This window comes from Achromobacter sp. ACM04 (assembly GCF_014851465.1).
Classification (GTDB): Bacteria; Pseudomonadota; Gammaproteobacteria; order Burkholderiales; family Burkholderiaceae_B; genus Achromobacter; species Achromobacter aegrifaciens.
This window is the reverse complement of record NZ_JACUZS010000003.1, coordinates 565,864-581,966: the sequence shown is the minus strand read 5'-3', so window position 1 is coordinate 581,966 and position 16,103 is coordinate 565,864. Positions and strand designations below refer to the sequence as shown.

At 64.6% G+C, this 16,103-nt stretch carries 16 protein-coding genes; 3 read left to right on the top strand and 13 right to left on the bottom strand.

What is annotated here, in order from left to right:
- Nucleotide 1: 1 nt before the first annotated feature.
- From nuoH to IB259_RS19005, 9 genes are all read right to left on the bottom strand, one after another.
- A complete protein-coding gene (nuoH, locus tag IB259_RS19045; protein WP_054450490.1) occupies nt 2–1,075 on the bottom strand; it encodes an NADH-quinone oxidoreductase subunit NuoH in 1,074 nt (357 codons plus the stop codon).
- A complete protein-coding gene (nuoG, locus tag IB259_RS19040; protein ID WP_054450489.1) occupies nt 1,075–3,402 on the bottom strand; it encodes an NADH-quinone oxidoreductase subunit NuoG in 2,328 nt (775 codons plus the stop codon). Before nuoG ends, nuoH begins: the two co-directional genes overlap by 1 nt.
- 15 nt (nt 3,403–3,417) lie before the next feature.
- Entirely contained in the window at nt 3,418–4,785 is a 1,368-nt protein-coding gene (gene nuoF, locus IB259_RS19035; RefSeq protein WP_054450485.1) for an NADH-quinone oxidoreductase subunit NuoF, read from the bottom strand.
- On the bottom strand, nt 4,782–5,276 hold the full coding sequence (gene nuoE, locus IB259_RS19030) for an NADH-quinone oxidoreductase subunit NuoE (RefSeq protein ID WP_054450483.1): 495 nt from the start codon (nt 5,274–5,276) through the stop codon (nt 4,782–4,784). The genes nuoF and nuoE overlap by 4 nt, the downstream gene beginning before the upstream one ends.
- A gap of 47 nt (nt 5,277–5,323) precedes the next feature.
- Nucleotides 5,324–6,580 carry an NADH-quinone oxidoreductase subunit D gene (locus IB259_RS19025; protein ID WP_054450482.1) on the bottom strand — a complete coding sequence of 419 codons (1,257 nt, stop codon included), beginning with the start codon at nt 6,578–6,580 and terminating at the stop codon, nt 5,324–5,326.
- Between the two features lie 3 nt (nt 6,581–6,583).
- Nucleotides 6,584–7,210 (bottom strand): NADH-quinone oxidoreductase subunit C, encoded by a 627-nt coding sequence (locus IB259_RS19020; RefSeq protein ID WP_054450481.1) that lies wholly within the window; start codon nt 7,208–7,210, stop codon nt 6,584–6,586.
- A 75-nt stretch (nt 7,211–7,285) separates the two neighbouring features.
- Nucleotides 7,286–7,762, bottom strand: coding sequence for an NADH-quinone oxidoreductase subunit B family protein (locus tag IB259_RS19015; protein ID WP_006217960.1), 477 nt, complete (start codon nt 7,760–7,762; stop codon nt 7,286–7,288).
- Nucleotides 7,763–7,801: 39 nt separating this feature from the next.
- Complete coding sequence (locus tag IB259_RS19010) at nt 7,802–8,161, bottom strand: NADH-quinone oxidoreductase subunit A (RefSeq protein WP_006217959.1); 360 nt, start codon at nt 8,159–8,161, stop codon at nt 7,802–7,804.
- A 291-nt stretch (nt 8,162–8,452) separates the two neighbouring features.
- On the bottom strand, nt 8,453–9,562 hold the full coding sequence (locus tag IB259_RS19005) for a porin (RefSeq protein ID WP_125472577.1): 1,110 nt from the start codon (nt 9,560–9,562) through the stop codon (nt 8,453–8,455).
- A 481-nt stretch (nt 9,563–10,043) separates the two neighbouring features.
- Between IB259_RS19005 and IB259_RS19000 the strand changes: the two genes are divergently transcribed.
- From IB259_RS19000 to IB259_RS18990, 3 genes are read left to right on the top strand one after another with little or no spacing between them, the layout of a single operon-like run.
- A complete protein-coding gene (locus IB259_RS19000; RefSeq protein WP_054450479.1) occupies nt 10,044–10,658 on the top strand; it encodes a TetR/AcrR family transcriptional regulator in 615 nt (204 codons plus the stop codon).
- Nucleotides 10,655–11,098, top strand: a complete 444-nt coding sequence (locus IB259_RS18995) for a PaaI family thioesterase (RefSeq protein ID WP_054450477.1) — start codon at nt 10,655–10,657, stop codon at nt 11,096–11,098. Before IB259_RS19000 ends, IB259_RS18995 begins: the two co-directional genes overlap by 4 nt.
- Entirely contained in the window at nt 11,095–11,532 is a 438-nt protein-coding gene (locus IB259_RS18990) for an NAD(P)-binding domain-containing protein (protein ID WP_054450475.1), read from the top strand. The genes IB259_RS18995 and IB259_RS18990 overlap by 4 nt, the downstream gene beginning before the upstream one ends.
- Here IB259_RS18990 and IB259_RS18985 read toward each other — a convergent pair.
- From IB259_RS18985 to IB259_RS18970, 4 genes are all read right to left on the bottom strand, one after another.
- Nucleotides 11,503–12,270: a phosphatase PAP2 family protein gene (locus IB259_RS18985; RefSeq protein ID WP_192329910.1), complete on the bottom strand. Its 768-nt coding sequence runs from the start codon at nt 12,268–12,270 to the stop codon at nt 11,503–11,505. The genes IB259_RS18990 and IB259_RS18985 overlap by 30 nt on opposite strands.
- 41 nt (nt 12,271–12,311) lie before the next feature.
- Nucleotides 12,312–13,094, bottom strand: a complete 783-nt coding sequence (locus IB259_RS18980; protein WP_192329908.1) for a metallophosphoesterase — start codon at nt 13,092–13,094, stop codon at nt 12,312–12,314.
- Nucleotides 13,091–14,065, bottom strand: coding sequence for a diacylglycerol kinase family protein (locus IB259_RS18975; RefSeq protein WP_054450469.1), 975 nt, complete (start codon nt 14,063–14,065; stop codon nt 13,091–13,093). Before IB259_RS18975 ends, IB259_RS18980 begins: the two co-directional genes overlap by 4 nt.
- Before the next feature lie 79 nt (nt 14,066–14,144).
- Nucleotides 14,145–15,944 carry a gamma-glutamyltransferase family protein gene (locus IB259_RS18970; RefSeq protein WP_125472573.1) on the bottom strand — a complete coding sequence of 600 codons (1,800 nt, stop codon included), beginning with the start codon at nt 15,942–15,944 and terminating at the stop codon, nt 14,145–14,147.
- Nucleotides 15,945–16,103: the final 159 nt, after the last annotated feature.

The window sequence follows — 16,103 nt, the reverse complement described above, 5'->3', positions numbered from 1 at the left end:
CTTAGCGCCAAATGTTCCAGGGCGTCTGCATCCAGATCGCCACCACGACCAGCCAAACGCCGGTCAGCGGGATGAAGATTTTCCAACCCAAGCGCATGATCTGGTCATAGCGGTAACGCGGGAACGACGCGCGGAACCACACGAACAACGAGACCACGACGAACGTCTTGAGACCCAGCCAGATCCAACCCGGAATCCAGGTCAGCGGCGCGATGTCGATCGGGGAAGCCCAGCCGCCCAGGAACATGATCGAGGCCATGCAGGACAGCAGGATCATGTTGGCGTATTCGCCCAGGAAGAACAGCGCGAACGCCATGCCCGAGTATTCGACCATGTGGCCGGCCACGATTTCCGATTCGCCTTCGACCACGTCGAACGGGTGGCGGTTGGTTTCGGCCACGGCCGAAATCACGTAGATCACGAACAACGGCAAGAGCGGCAGCCAGTTCCAGGACAGGAACGTCAGGCCCTTGTCGGCAAACCAGCCGCGGTTCTGCACGTGCACGATCTCGGACATGTTCAGGCTGCCGGACACCAGCAGCACCGTCACCAGCACGAAGCCGATGGCCAGTTCGTAGGACAGCATCTGCGCGGAAGCGCGCAGCGCGCCCAGGAAGGCGTACTTGGAGTTCGACGCCCAACCCGCGACGATCACGCCATACACGCCCACGGACGTGATGGCCATGATGTACAGCAGGCCGGCGTTGACGTTGGCCAGGACCACGTCGGGACCGAACGGCACCACCGCCCAGGCCGCCAGGGCCGGCATCAGCGTGACCACCGGGGCCACGATGAACAGCACCTTGTTGGCCTGCGACGGAACCACCACTTCCTTGGTCAGCAGCTTGAACACGTCGGCGAACGGCTGCAGCAGCCCCTTGAAGCCGACGCGGTTCGGCCCCATGCGCACGTGCATGGCGCCGATCATCTTGCGTTCCCAGTAGGTCAGGTACGCCACGCACAGAATGATGGGCACGGCGATGACCACAATCTTGACGAGGGTCCAGAGGACCATCCAGACCGTCGGGCCCAGCAATGCCGTACCCTGGCTCTCAAGAACATTAAGCCATTCCATCAGGCACGCTCCACGCTGATTTGACCGAATGCGCCACCCAGGGCTGCGGTGTTTTCAAAGGCTGCGGAGATGCGCACGGCGCGGTCGGCCACGGCATCGTCCTGCACGGTTTCGAGTTCGACGGCGCCCTGCCCGCTCGACACGCGCACCTTGACGCCGGCCGTCAGGCCCAGGCTGGTGAGCGTGCGGCCGTTCATGGCGGCAGCCGGCTTCTTCGAGGCCGGGGCCGCTTGCAGCGGCTCCGAGCGGCGAACCATCGCGTCGGTGCGGTAGATCGGCACGTCGGCGACGCGCTCCAGGCCGCTGGCGGCCTGGCCCAGGCCCAGCGGGGCCTTGATCTCGTTGGACAGGCGGCCTTCGATGCCGCCAGCCAGCACGGCGTCGCGCACGGACTCGGAAGTCTCGTCGTCAAAGCCAGCCAGATGCAGGACGTTGCCCAGCACGCGCAGGACCTTCCAGCCCGGACGGGTCTGGCCGAACGGCGTGACCGTGCCCTTGAAGCTCTGGGCAAGGCCTTGCGCGTTGACGTAGGTGCCCGAGGTTTCGGTGAACGGCGACACCGGCAGCATGACGTCGGCCCATTCGGCGGCGGCCGAACGGTAAGGCGTCAGGGCCACGGCGAACTGCGCGCCGCGCAGCGCGGCGATGGCTTGCTGGCCGTTGTCGGCATCCAGCAGCGGCTCGGCGTGCAGGACCACGTAGGCCTTCAGCGGCTCGGCCAGCATGGCGGCTGCGTTCTTGCCGCCCTTGCCCGGAATGGCGCCGGCCAGGTAACCGCCGACGGTGTTGCCGCCGGAGGTCAGGAAACCGAACTTGCCGCCGGCCAACTCAGCCACGGCGCGGCCGTTGGCGGCCAGGGTCGAGGCCTGGGCGCTAGCCACTGCCAGGTTACCCATCAGCACGGCGGTGTTGGCGCCGGAAGCCAGGCTGGCAGCGATGAGCTTGGCGTTTTCGCCGGGCGTGACCGAGGCGAACTCGGCCGGCACGGCCTGTTCCTTGGCCTGGGCCAAGGCGACTGCCACTTCGGCCAGCGCGCGCGCCAGCTCGGACGGGGCCACGGTGATACGGGCAGCCACGGGCATCAGGGGATCGTCGGCAGCGCTGTCGACCATCAGGATCTGCGTGCCGCGCTTGGCAGCTTGGCGCAGACGCTGCGCCATCAGCGGATGATCCTTGCGCAGGAAGGAACCGACCACCAGGACGCGATCCAGGTTGTCGAGTTCGGCGATGGGCATGCCCAGCCACGGCGCGCCGGTCAGGGCGGCGTCGAAGGCGGCATCGGTCTGGCGCAGGCGGAAGTCGATGTTTTCGGAACCCAGCGCGCGGACCAGGCGGCCCAGCAGCGCGTATTCCTCGGTGGTGGCGTATTCGGACGCCAGGGCGCCGATCTGGCCGGCGCCGAAGCTGTCGCGCACGCGGGACAGGCCCTGGGCCACGGCGGCAAGCGCGTCGCTCCAGGAGGCTTCCTGCCACTTGCCGTCGGTGCCCTTGATCATCGGGGCCGACAGGCGGTCTTCGCTGTTCAGGCCTTCATACGAGAAGCGGTCGCGGTCGCTGATCCAGCACTCGTTGACGGCTTCGTCTTCGAACGGAACCACGCGCATGACGCGGTCGCCCTTGACCTGGACCACCAGGTTGGCGCCCAGGCTGTCGTGCGGGCTGACCGAACGGCGGCGAGCCAGTTCCCAGGTGCGCGCGCTGTAGCGGAAGGGCTTGGAGGTCAGCGCGCCCACCGGACAGATGTCGATCATGTTGCCCGACAGTTCGGACTCGATCGAGCGGCCGACGAAGGTCGTGATCTCGGAGTGTTCGCCACGGCCCAGCATGCCCAGTTCCATGACGCCGGCGATTTCCTGGCCGAAGCGCACACAGCGGGTGCAGTGGATGCAGCGGCTCATTTCCTCGGCGGAAACCAGCGGGCCCAGGTCCTTGTGGAAGACCACGCGCTTTTCTTCCTGGTAACGCGAGGAAGAACCGCCGTAGCCCACGGCCAGGTCCTGCAGCTGGCATTCGCCGCCCTGATCGCAGATCGGGCAGTCGAGCGGGTGATTGATGAGCAAGAATTCCATCACCGACTTCTGAGCGGCGCGAGCCTTCTCGGAGCAGGTGTGGACGACCATGCCGTTGGTCACGGGCGTGGCGCAGGCGGGCAGCGCCTTGGGCGCTTTTTCCACTTCAACCAGGCACATGCGGCAGTTGGCCGCGATGGACAGTTTCTTGTGGTAGCAGAAATGCGGCACGTAAAGCCCGACTTTCTGGGCGGCATGCATGACCATGCTGCCTTCGGGCACTTCGACCTTGTTGCCGTCGACGGTTAGTTCAACCATTGCTGTTCCTGAGACCTACAGATATTGCGGGACCACACAAGACTTGTGCTCGATGTGGTGCGCGAATTCGTCGCGAAAATGCTTGAGAAAGCCACGGACGGGCATGGCGGCGGCGTCACCCAGGGCGCAGATGGTGCGGCCCATGATGTTGCCCGCCACGTTGTCCAGCAAGTCCAGATCCTCCGGACGGCCGTGACCGTTTTCGATGCGATGCACCATGCGGTAGAGCCAGCCGGTGCCTTCGCGGCACGGCGTGCACTGGCCGCAGCTTTCTTCGAAATAGAAGTACGACAGGCGCAGGAGCGACTTCACCATGCAGCGCGTTTCGTCCATGACGATCACGGCGCCCGAGCCCAGCATCGAGCCGGCCTTGGCGATGGAGTCATAGTCCATCGTGCATTCCATGATGATGTCGGCCGGCAGCACCGGCGCGCTCGAACCGCCGGGAATCACGGCCTTCAGCTTCTTGCCGCCGCGCATGCCGCCCGCCAGCTCCAGGAGCTTCGAGAACGGAGTGCCCAGCGGGATCTCGTAGTTGCCGGGACGCTCGACGTCGCCGGTGATCGAGAACAGCTTGGTGCCGCCGTTGTTCGGCTTGCCGACTTCGAGGTAGGCCTGGCCGCCGTTGCGGATGATCCAGGGCACCGCCGCGAAGGTCTCGGTGTTGTTGATGGTGGTGGGCTTGCCGTACAGGCCGAAGCTGGCCGGGAACGGCGGCTTGAAGCGCGGCTGGCCCTTCTTGCCTTCCAGCGATTCCAGCAGCGCGGTTTCTTCGCCACAGATGTAGGCGCCGTAGCCATGGAACGCGTGCAGCTGGAAGCTGAAATCCGAACCCAGCAGCTTGTCGCCCAGGAAGCCGGCGGCGCGCGCCTCTTCCAGCGCTTCTTCGAAACGCTCGTAGACTTCGAAGATTTCGCCGTGGATGTAGTTGTAGCCGACGCTGATGCCCATGGCGTAGGCCGCGATCGCCATACCTTCAATCACGATGTGCGGATTGAAGCGCAGGATATCGCGGTCCTTGAACGTGCCAGGCTCGCCTTCGTCGGAGTTGCAGACCAGGTACTTCTGGCCCGGGAAGGCGCGCGGCATGAAGCTCCACTTCAGGCCAGTCGGGAAGCCCGCGCCGCCGCGGCCGCGCAGGCCGGAGGCCTTGACCTCGGCGATCACGTCTTCCGGCTTCATGCCGGTGGTCAGGATCTTCTTCAGGGCTTCGTAGCCACCGCGCTTGACGTAGTCGGCCAGGCGCCAGTTGGCGCCGTCGACGTCAGCCAGGATCTGCGGCTGGATGTGCCGGCCATGCAGGCACATCGAATTGGAAACGTCGTTCAGCGGGTTGGGGTCCAGCCCCTGCGCGAACTGTTTGTACAGGTCGGGCGCGTTCATGCCGACTCTCCTTGCACCTTGAGGGCCGCGACCAGCGCGTCCAGCTTCTCTTCGGTCATGCGCACGCACATATGCTTGTTGTTCACGATCAGCACGGGCGAGTCACCGCAAGCACCCATGCACTCGCCTTCCACCAGCGTGAACTGGCCGTCGGGAGTAGTGCCGCGGTAATCGACGCCCAGCTTGCGCTTGAGGTAGTCGCCGGCGCGTTCGCCGTCGCGCAAGGCACAGGGCAGGTTCGTGCAGACGGCGATCTTGTTCTTGCCGACGGGCTTGACGTCGAACATGTTGTAGAAGGTGGCGACTTCCTGGACCGCGATGGGCGGAACGCCAATGTAGTTGGCCACATCTTCAATGATTTCGGTAGCCAACCAGCCCTTCTCTTCTTGCGCGATGGCAAGCGAGGCCATGATGGCGGACTGCCGCTGGTCGCCCGGGAACTTCGCGAGTTCTCGGTCGATTTTCTGGTAGGCCTGTTCGGAAAGCAGCATAGTTTGAATCCGGGTTATGCGGGCGTGCTCGTGACTGTCTGGGCGGATCAGCGATCGATCTCGCCGAAAACGATGTCCTGCGTGCCAATGATGGTGACGGCGTCGGCAATCATGTGACCGCGCGACATTTCATCCAGCGATTGCAGGTGGACGAAGCCGGGGGCCCGAATCTTCAGGCGGTAAGGCTTGTTGGCGCCGTCGGACACCATATAGATGCCGAATTCGCCCTTGGGGTGTTCCACCGAGGCGTACGCTTCACCGGGAGGCACGTGGAAACCTTCAGTGAAGAGCTTGAAGTGATGGATCAGCTCTTCCATGTTGGTCTTCATGGCGGTGCGCTTGGGCGGGGCGATCTTGTGGTTCTCGATCATGACCGGGCCCGGGTTGTTGCGCAGCCATTCCACGCACTGGCGGATGATGCGGTTGCTCTCACGCATTTCGGCGATACGGACCAGATAGCGGTCATAGCAGTCGCCATTGACACCCACGGGGATGTCGAAATCGAGCAGGTCGTAGACTTCGTAGGGCTGCATCTTGCGCAGGTCCCAGGCCACGCCGGAACCGCGCAGCATCGGGCCGGTGAAACCCAGCGCCTTGGCGCGGTCGGGGTCGACCACGCCGATGCCCACCAGACGCTGCTTCCAGATGCGGTTGTCGGTCAGCAGAGTTTCGTACTCGTCGACGCAAGCCGGGAAGCGGTTGGTGAAGTCTTCGATGAAATCCAGCAGCGAACCCGAACGCGCGTCGTTCATGGCGCGCACTTCCTTGTCGCCGCGGTACTTGCTGGTGTCGCCGTATTGCGGCATCGAGTCCGGCAGGTCGCGGTAGACGCCGCCCGGACGGTAGTAGGCCGCGTGCATGCGCGCGCCCGAAACCGCTTCGTAGCAGTCCATCAGGTCTTCGCGTTCACGGAAGGCGTACAGGAACACCGCCATGGCGCCCACGTCCAGCGCGTGCGAACCCAGCGACATCAGGTGGTTCAGCAGACGGGTGATCTCGTCGAACATCACGCGGATGTACTGCGCGCGCAGCGGCGCTTCGACGCCCAGCAGCTTCTCGATGGCCATGACGTAGGCGTGCTCGTTGCACATCATGGACACGTAGTCCAGGCGGTCCATGTAGGGCAGCGCCTGGATGTAGGTCTTGTGTTCGGCCAATTTTTCGGTGGCGCGGTGCAGCAGGCCGATGTGCGGGTCGGCGCGCTGGATCACTTCGCCGTCGAGCTCGAGCACCAGGCGCAGCACACCGTGCGCAGCCGGGTGCTGGGGACCGAAGTTGAGCGTGTAGTTCTTGATTTCTGCCATGATTTAACGCCCCAAGCCGTAAGAGTCTTCGCGGACCACGCGCGGAGTGACCTCGCGCGGATCGATCGTGACCGGCTGGTAAATGACGCGCCGCTGTTCCGGGTCGTAGCGCATTTCGACGGTGCCGGACAGCGGGAAGTCCTTGCGGAAGGGATGGCCGATGAAGCCATAGTCGGTGAGGATGCGGCGCAGGTCCGGGTGGCCTTCGAAGACGATGCCGTACAGGTCGAAGGCTTCGCGTTCGAACCAGCCCACGGCCGGCCAGCATTCCATCAGCGAGGCGACCATCGGGAACTCGTCGTCCTCGGCCCAGGTGCGCACGCGCAGGCGCCAGTTGTTCTCGATCGAGAGCACATGGGCAACCACGGCGAAACGCGAGCGGTGGATCTTGGCGTTGGTTTCCTCGGGCAGTTGGCGCGTGCCGTTGCCCCAGGTCAGGTAGTCGACGCCGCAGAGGTCGATACAGGTTTCAAAGCGCAGGCCGGCTTCGGTGCGCAGCTTGTTGCAGACGGAGAACCACTGCTGCGCGGGTACTTCGAGCGTCAGCTCGCCCAACGCCTCGGTCAGCGCGATATCCGCGCCGAGGGTGGTCTGCAAATTGTTTTTCAGGGTTTCGAGCCTGGTCATCATCTTGTACGCTTAGGTGAACCGATATGCTGGTTTCGCGGGGCCGGCTGCAAAGGCTGCTGCCTGGCGCGGCGGAACTCAGCGCGCAATCGTGTTGGTCAGACGGATCTTGTTCTGCATTTGCAGCAAGCCGTAGACCAGCGCCTCGGCCGTGGGCGGGCAGCCTGGCACGTAGACGTCTACCGGTACGATGCGATCGCAGCCACGGACCACCGAATACGAGTAGTGGTAGTAACCGCCGCCGTTGGCACAGGAGCCCATGGAAACCACCCAACGCGGCTCGGGCATCTGGTCGTAGACCTTGCGCAGCGCCGGCGCCATCTTGTTGCACAGCGTGCCGGCCACGATCATCAGATCGGACTGGCGCGGGCTGGGGCGGAAGATGATGCCGAATTGGTCCAGGTCGTAGCGGGCCGCGCCCGCGTGCATCATCTCAACCGCGCAACAGGCCAGACCGAAGGTCATGGGCCACATGGAGCCGGTCTTCGCCCAATTAAGGAACTTGTCGGCGCTGGTTGTGATGAACCCTTGCTTGAGAATGCCGTCTATAGCCATATTCGTCTCTGATAGCGTGCTGTGAAAAAACCCGGCGGGTTATTCCCAGTCCAGCGCGCCCTTTTTCCATTCGTAGATGAAGCCGACCGTCAGCACGGCCAGGAAAACCATGACCGTCCAGAAACCGACGAGACCGACCGTGCCTTGGGCGATGGCCCACGGGAACAGAAAGGCGATTTCCAGGTCGAAAAGAATGAACAGGATCGCCACCAGGTAGTAGCGCACGTCAAACTTCATGCGGGCGTCTTCGAAGGCCTCGAAACCGCATTCGTACGGCGAGAGCTTCTCGGCGTAAGGACGCCGCGGACCAAGGAGGGAGCCGGCCGTTAGAAGCGCGAACCCGATAAGGGTGGCCACTACGATAAACAGCAGGACGGGAAAATACTGTTGCAGGTTCATTCAGGCGTCCGTCAAATGCGCAAACCTTAGGATTGTAGCATTCGCGCGGTTACTTCTGGCTGAACTCTGTAGCTCGAACAGCAGGCGAAAGACAGCATTCCTTAAATGGAACAATGGCTGCTTTCAGCACCGGTACGCAAGCATACAGCAGCCTGCCGATGCACGCACAAACACACGCAAAAACACAGGCGCGCAAACGAAAAAAACCACCCCGGAGGGTGGTTTTATACAAACGGGCCGAAGCCCGTTTGTGCACTTTAAATCCAGGCAGGACTTGCGCCCTGCTTTGGATTAGAAGCGGTGACGGATACCGACGCCGACGGCGGTCGACTTGACGTCTTCGATGAAGGCGTAGTTCTTGGCGTACGAACCGTAAGCGTACAGGTTGGTGCGCTTGGACAGGTCGTAGGTGTAGCCCAGCGAGAAGACGTTCATCGTCTCAGCACCGTTGATACGGTCGTTGCTGGGGTCAACCATTTGCCACGAACCGAACAGCTTGCTTGCGCCGCCGATCGGGGCGGACAGGCCGACCATGTACGAGTTGGCCTTGAAGCCGTCAGCAAAGATGTTGGTGCCGATGCTCAGGGAGCCCGAACCGGTGTTCACGCCTTGGCCAGCGAACCAGCCGTCGGTCGTGCGAGCGTAGGCCAAGGCCAGCTTCACGACTTCGAAGTCGTACGAACCGCCGATGGCGTACATACGCGGGGTCGCGTCTTGATCAGCAAACACCGACTTGTTCGAAGCGTTCAGCTGGTCGTACGTGAGGGCCACGTTCAGGGGGCCGTTCACGTAACGCAGACCGGTCGTGATGGCGCGGGTGTTGTCAGCCGTGCGCCAGCCGGTTTGATCAGCGTTGTTGTCGTCAGCGTTGAACGAGTAGCCAACGCCGAACTGGAAGCCGCTGAACGACGGGGTCTGATACATGACCATGTTGTCGTAGCGTTGCGTGTTGGCAGCGCTCATCGAAACGCCGATGTTGGCTTGACCGAAGCCAGCGCCGAACGGATCGATCGAGCCGAAGTACTTCGACGCGATGTTGGTTTGACGACCGAAGTCCAGTTGACCCCAGCTGTCGCTGGCCAGACCGATGGTGGCTTGACGACCGAACAGGCGGCCACCTTGGGCCGACTTGCCGTTACCCGAATCAAAGCCGGATTCCAGTTGGAAAACAGCGCGCAGGCCGTCACCCAGGTCTTCCGAACCACGCAGACCCCAGCGCGAACCGTTCTGGACGCCGTTGATCATGCCGAAACGGCTGCCGTTCATGGCATCGGGACCACCGCTGATCTTGTTGTAGCCGATACCCGTGTCGATGATACCGTACAGGGTGACAGACGTTTCTGCCTGGGCGACACCGGCAAAACCGGCGAGCAGGGCGGCAGCGAGCAGAGTCTTTTTCATTTAAGAAATCTCCGTTGATTTGAGTGACAAGAGCAGCAATCCAGCAAACCAGCCTGCCGCCCCCCTAACTCCGCGAAGGGAAGTTGACGCTATTGCATCAAAAATCAGGGGGGCTGGCTATGGTCGGCGCCAGAAAAGTGCAGGTTTACGACAGGCTTGTTGGGATATTGCAACAACTCAGCGAAGCCTGGCCGGACACGCTAGGGCTTACCCTTAGTTTTTAGGCCAAGCACCTATTCATGCGACTTTCAGCCCTGCCCCTAATTATCCGGATGCTCCGGATACCATCCCCGCCATCAAATACAGCTCCCTTCCGAGCCCTGTTTCCGCGTCGCCGCGACCTCCAACCAGCCATCGGAATCGCACCTTCGCCATAACGCCCCCCCCACAGCAGGAATGCGCCGACTCGTCCACTATCAATAACGTTGTTATTTATAAAAATCGCCGATATGATCGAATCGTCGTCTCACCATTCAGCCATATGCCTACGCCCACCTCCCGCGCCGACCGTTCCGAAAGACTGAATGCGTTGCGCCGCCAGCTGGTTCTGGACGCCGCCCAGCGCGTGTTCGAGCGCGACGGCCTGGAGAAGACCACGATCCGCGCGATCGCCAAGGAGGCCGGCTGCACCACCGGCGCCATCTATCCGTGGTTCGCCGGCAAGGAAACCATTTATGGCGCACTGCTGGAGGAATCGCTGGAACGCCTGCATGCGCATCTGGCCGAGGCGGCCTCCAGCGGGCCGGCGCCGGCCGCGGCGCGCACTGCGATCCATGCGTTCTTCGGGTACTACGCAGAACGGCGGACCGACTTTTCGCTGGGCATGTACCTGTTCCAGGGGCTGGGGCCGCGCGGCCTGGGCCGGGAAATGGACGAACGGCTCAACGCCCGCCTGCGCCAGTGCATAGATCTGCTGGGCGTGGCGCTGGCCCGGACCAAGTCCTGGGAGGCCGCGACCGTCGCCGTCGAACAGATGAATCTCTTCACCTATTTGATGGGGTTGCTGCTGCTGCTGCACACCCGCCGCCTGAAATCCCTGGGCCAGCAAGCGGAAACGCTGCTGGACAACTACTGCCTCGCCCTGGAGCAACGATGACCGCAACCGACCTGGACACCCCGGCCGACGCCCCGCTGATCAGCCTGGCCGACTTCCATATATTGCTGGCCGACCAACATCCGTTTTCCATGTTGTTGGGCATAGACGTGATACGCATCGGCCGCGGCACGGCGCGCGCGGTGCTGCCGGCGCGCGACGCCCACCAGCGGCTGGGCGGCATCGTTGCCGGCCCCATGCTGATGGGCCTGGCCGACCTGACCATGTACGCGGCGGTGGTGGGCGCCACCGGACAGGCGCACGCTGTGACTGCCAGCCTGACGATCAATTTCCTGCGCAAGAGCCCCGCGGGCGCCATCTATGCCGACGCCCGGTTGCTGAAAGTGGGCCGGCTGTCCGCCGGGGAAGTCATCCTGACCGGCGAGGGTTCGGACGAACCTCTTGCCCATATCGTGAGCACGTGGTCCGTGCCCAAGCCATGAGCATGCGCGTGAGCATCGTCGGCATGGGCAGGATCGGCACGCAGGCCGCACAGCGCCTCCTGGCGGCCGAGCCGGACATCGCGCTGACCCTCTACGACATCGAGCCCGGGCGTTGCGAAGACTTTCGCGGCAGCGCGACGCTGGCCACCTCCGCGCGGGAAGCGCTGGAAGAATCCGACACCATCGTGCTGGCCCTGCCACGCGAACGCGAGATCGACCGCACGCTGGAGCGTTTCAGCGACGGCAACGTGACGGCGCCGGTGGCAGGCAAGCTGATCGTGGATCTGGAGCCGCCTTGCGCCGAACGCGCGCGCAGCCTGGACCAGGCCATCGTCGCGGCGGGCGGCCGCTACACCTGCGCGCCCCTGGCCGCGGCGGTGGACGCTCCGCTCGCCGAGACGCGCTTACTGAACGCGCTGGCCCGCGGCGCATGAGGGCCGCAGGCGCTGCGCCGCCGCCACGCACAGCGCCAACCAGGCCACGCTGACCGCGAAGCCCGCCAGCACGTCGCTGGCGAAATGGACCTGCAGCAGGATGCGGCTGAGTCCGATCGCCATGATGAGCGCCGCCAGCAGCGCAATGCCGGGCAGGCGCCAGGCAGGCGGCGCCAGACGCCACAACAGATAGCAGGCCATGCCGTAGACGGCCATCGCGGCAGAGGAGTGGCCGCTGGGAAAGCTCCATCCCGCCACGCTGGCGTAGCCATGATCGTGCTCTGGCCGCACCCGTTCGAAGGCGTGCTTGAGCAGCCAGTTGAGCGCGCCGCCCACGCCCGTGGCGACGGCGCAGACCAGGGCCAGCCGCCATTCTCCGCGCCACAACAGGAACAGCGTCATCAGCACACTGACCCCGGTCAGGAATTTCCGGTCGCCCAGGTAGGTGAACCAGGACAGCAGCCACAGCAACGGCGTGGACATGGACATGCTCAGGGAATTGGCCAGGGCCCGGTCGAACGCCACTACCCTCCCCTCGCTTTCTATCGCGAAAGCCAGGACCAGGAAGAGTACGAGCGCGGCGCACGTACCCGTCATGAAGAGGGCGTCGCGGCGACGGCCGCGCAGACTCAGGCCGCAGCGCGCAAACACGAGCGCCACCCCGCCGGCCAGCAACGGCAGCGCGATGAACAACTGCAAGGCATGGGCCGCGGCCCATGCCGCGTACGCGTCCGTCATGAATAAGAGCCCGCCACGATGAAACTCCCGATCCTTCTCAATTACAGCGCGACCAAGGTCCTGTCTACCGGTGCAAAAGCATGCGCCCCCGCGGCGTAGTCCCAACGCTCGATATGGCACTCGCCTGCCCCCTCGCAGGTGATGACATTGACCGAATTGGGCACATTGCCGCGCACGCGGCGCGAGCAGGTGGTTCCAGCCTGGACGACCCAGCCGCCGGAAGGCGCCGCCGGGTTCGCGGGCAGCACATAGGGCAGATGGATATGCCCCCCCAGAATCAGGTCCACGCCCGCCTGCGTCCAGGCTTCGAGAGCCCGTTCGCGCCCGTTCAGCAGATTGGACAGATCCGACTCGACCTTGGCGCGCACGGGATGGTGCGCCACCACGACGCGCAACTGCCCCGGCCTGGCCTGGCGCAGCCTCTCGGCGACCCGGGCGATCTGCGCGCCGGATATCTCGCCATCCTTGCGGCGGCGCGGGCGTGTCGTGTTGACGCCGATGGCGAGCAGGCCGGCGTTCTCGAACACGGGTTCGATCACTGGCCCCAAAGCCCGCTTGTAGTTGCCGTAAGGATTGAGCGCGCGCGCAAACACGTTGAACAGCGGAATGTCGTGATTGCCCGGCACGGTCAGCACCGGCAGCGACAGGCGCTCGATGAACCTGCGGGCGGCGGCGAACTGGCCGCGCCGCGCGCGTTGCGTGATGTCACCGCTAAGCACCACCAGGTCAGGCGCAAGCGTGCAGGCCAGGTCCAGCGCGGCTTCGACCACGGGTTTGCGTTCCGTGCCGAAGTGGGTATCGGAAAAATGCAGGATACGGGTCATGAACGGTCCAGATATTGCGAGTCCGCCGGCACCACCAGCGGCAGCCGTTCGTCGGCCACTTTGAATTCCAGCGGCGTATCCATCCAGGAGATTTCGCCGTCCATCGCCACCTTGACGCGGCGGCGCCCGCGCACGGCCACCGTCAGACGGTCGAAGGCGAAACTCACCACATGCTCGGCTTCGCCCAGGCGGCTGAACAAGCCGCGCAACAGCAGGCCATAGAGCGCCAAGGTGCCGACCGGCCGCGCCGCCATGGCGATCAGGCGGTTCTGATCCAGCTCCGCCGATTCGATGCCGATGTGCTCCAGCTGGAGCTTGTTGTTGCCCACCACCAGGGTGGGCGAGCGCAGATTGCGGGCCTGCCCGCCATGATCCAGCAGCAGGCTCAACTGGCGTGGCGCGCGCAGCAGGGTGACCAGGCCGGACCACAGCGCCACCATCCGGCTGCGGCCATACTTCTGTTTATAGGCTTCGCGGTCCTCGAGCAATTGCGGATACAGACCCAGGCTGGCATTGACCAGGAACAGCCGGCCGTTGAGCATGCCGACCTGCACCGGCCTGGGCTGGCCTTGCAGAAAGCCGCGCAAAGCCACCTCGGTATCTTGCGAAATGCCGTAGCTGCGCCCGAAGTAATTGAACGTGCCCTGGGGCAGGATGCCGAACGGCACTCCTTTGCCAAGCACCACACCCGCGACCGCATTGAGCGTGCCATCGCCGCCTGCCGCGATGACCACGCCCTGCTGTTCCTGCGCGCGCGTGACCGCGGCCTCGGCCGTGGCGGTCAGGCGCGACGGATCCTGCACGGGCATCAATTCGTAACGGCGCCCGGCCTCGTCGAGTATGCGACGGATCGTGTCTTGGAGGATCTGCGCGTCGCCGCGTCCCGATCCGGTATTGAGGACGATGAAGAGGGGTTCTTGTCCCGTCAGGGAATGGGCCGCTGTTGCCGGTTTATGCTGGGTTGGCGTCATGCGACAAACATACCCCATGCCGGCAAAGCGCCGCAACAAGGCTGGCGGCGGACGCGCCAGGCGCGCCCGCCGCCGCCGTTCAGCGGCCGATGGCGTAAGCCTGCATCAGGCGCGGCGTGGCTGCCGCGTGCAGGAGGCCGTCGGCATCGCGCGAAGCCGCGGTCAACCTGCCCACCGACCACTCGGGCACCTCCTCGATCTGGTGCCCGCGCTGGCGCAGCGCCGCGATGACCTCGGCGCCGAAGCTCGCCTCCACCGCCAGATGCCCCGGCTTGCGGTCGCGCGGATAGAAGGACGTGGGGAAATGCATGGTGTGGGACATGGGCAGGTCGATCGCTTCCTGCAGGTTCAGGCCGTGGTGCACGTGACGCAGGAAGAACAACAGTTGCCATTGCTCCTGCTGGTCGCCGCCCGGCGTGCCGAAGGCCAGGTAGGGCTTGCCATCGCGCAGCGCCAGCGAGGGCGTCAGCGTGGTGCGCGGACGCTTGCCGGGCGCCAACGTGCCAGGCAGCCCTTCTTCCAGCCAGAACATCTGCGCGCGGGTGTTCAGGCCGAAGCCGAGTTCCGGGATCACCGGCGAAGACTGGAACCATCCGCCCGAAGGCGTGGCCGAGATCATGTTGCCCCAGCGGTCGATGACGTCCACGTGCGTCGTGTCGCCGCGTTTGGCGGAGGCGCGCATGTCGGCAAGCGTGGGTTCATTGGTGGCGCTGCCGGGCGCGGATACCTTGGACAGGCGCTCCAGCGTGTCCATGACGCGCTTCACTTGCGCCTCGAAACCCGGCACTTGGCCGGGCAGCAGATCTTGCGAAGCCGACTCGCCGATCAACGCGCGGCGTTCGGCGTTATAGGCGTCGGACAGCAGATGGTCCAGCGGCACGTCGACGAAGGCCGGATCGCCGTAATAGGCCTCGCGGTCGGCGAAGGCCAGCTTCATGGCCTCGGTCACGCGGTGCACGAATTCGGCGCTGGTCGGGCTCACGCCTGCCAGATCCATCTCCTTGAGCAGCGCCAGGGTCTGCAGGAAGACCGGACCTTGACTCCAGGAGCCGGCTTTCGCCACGGTGTAGCCGTGATAGTCGTAGGTGACCGGCGTGTCGTAGCTGGCCGACCAGCCCGCCAGGTCCTCGGCGGTAATGACGCCGCGGTGGGTGGACCCGCTCTCGTCCATGACATCGGTGTTGCGCGCAAACTTGTCGATTTCCTCCGCAATGAAGCCACGGTAGAAGGCGTCGCGCGCCGCTTCGATCTGGCGCTCGCGGTCTGCGCCGGCGCTTTCGGCCTGCTTCAGCACGCGGGTCCAGGTGCGAGCCAGCGCCGGATTGCGGAACAGTTTGCGGGCCTCGGGCACCTGGCCGCCCGGTACGTAGACCGCGGCCGTCGTGGGCCAATGGGTCTGGAAGAAGTCCTTCAGGCCGGCGATGGTGTTGGAGATGCGCGGCATGAGCGCGTGGCCGTGCTCCGCGTAATAGATGGCGGGCTCCAGCACGTCGCGCACGCGCATGCTGCCGTGGTCGCGCAGGAGCAGCATCCAGGCGTCGAAGGCGCCAGGGATGACCGTGGCCAGCAGGCCGTTGCCAGGGATGAGCTTGAGGCCTTCGGCGCGGTAGCGTTCGAGCGTGGCGGCAGCGGGCGTGGTGCCCTGGCCGCACAGCACTTCGACGCGGCCGGTGCGCGCGGAATAGAACACCGCGGGCACTTCGCCGGCCGGGCCCACCAGATGGGGTTCGACCACCTGCAGCACGAAGGCCGAGGCCACGCAGGCGTCGAAGGCGTTGCCGCCGCGCTCCAGCAGCGACATGCCGGCGGCGCTGGCCAGCCAATGAGTGGAGGTCACGACACCAAAGGTGCCGAGGATTTCCGGGCGAGTAGTAAACATGATGATTCCTATAGGGCTGCCGCTGAAACGCGGAACACTTCCTGCACGGCGGGCGCCTGGCGATCAAAAGAACAGGCACGCTGGAGAGGCCGGCGGACGCTGCCAGCCGGGGCACCGCGGATCCGGCTCCGCCGGTCCGCCAGCGCCGCCCCCTGGGGG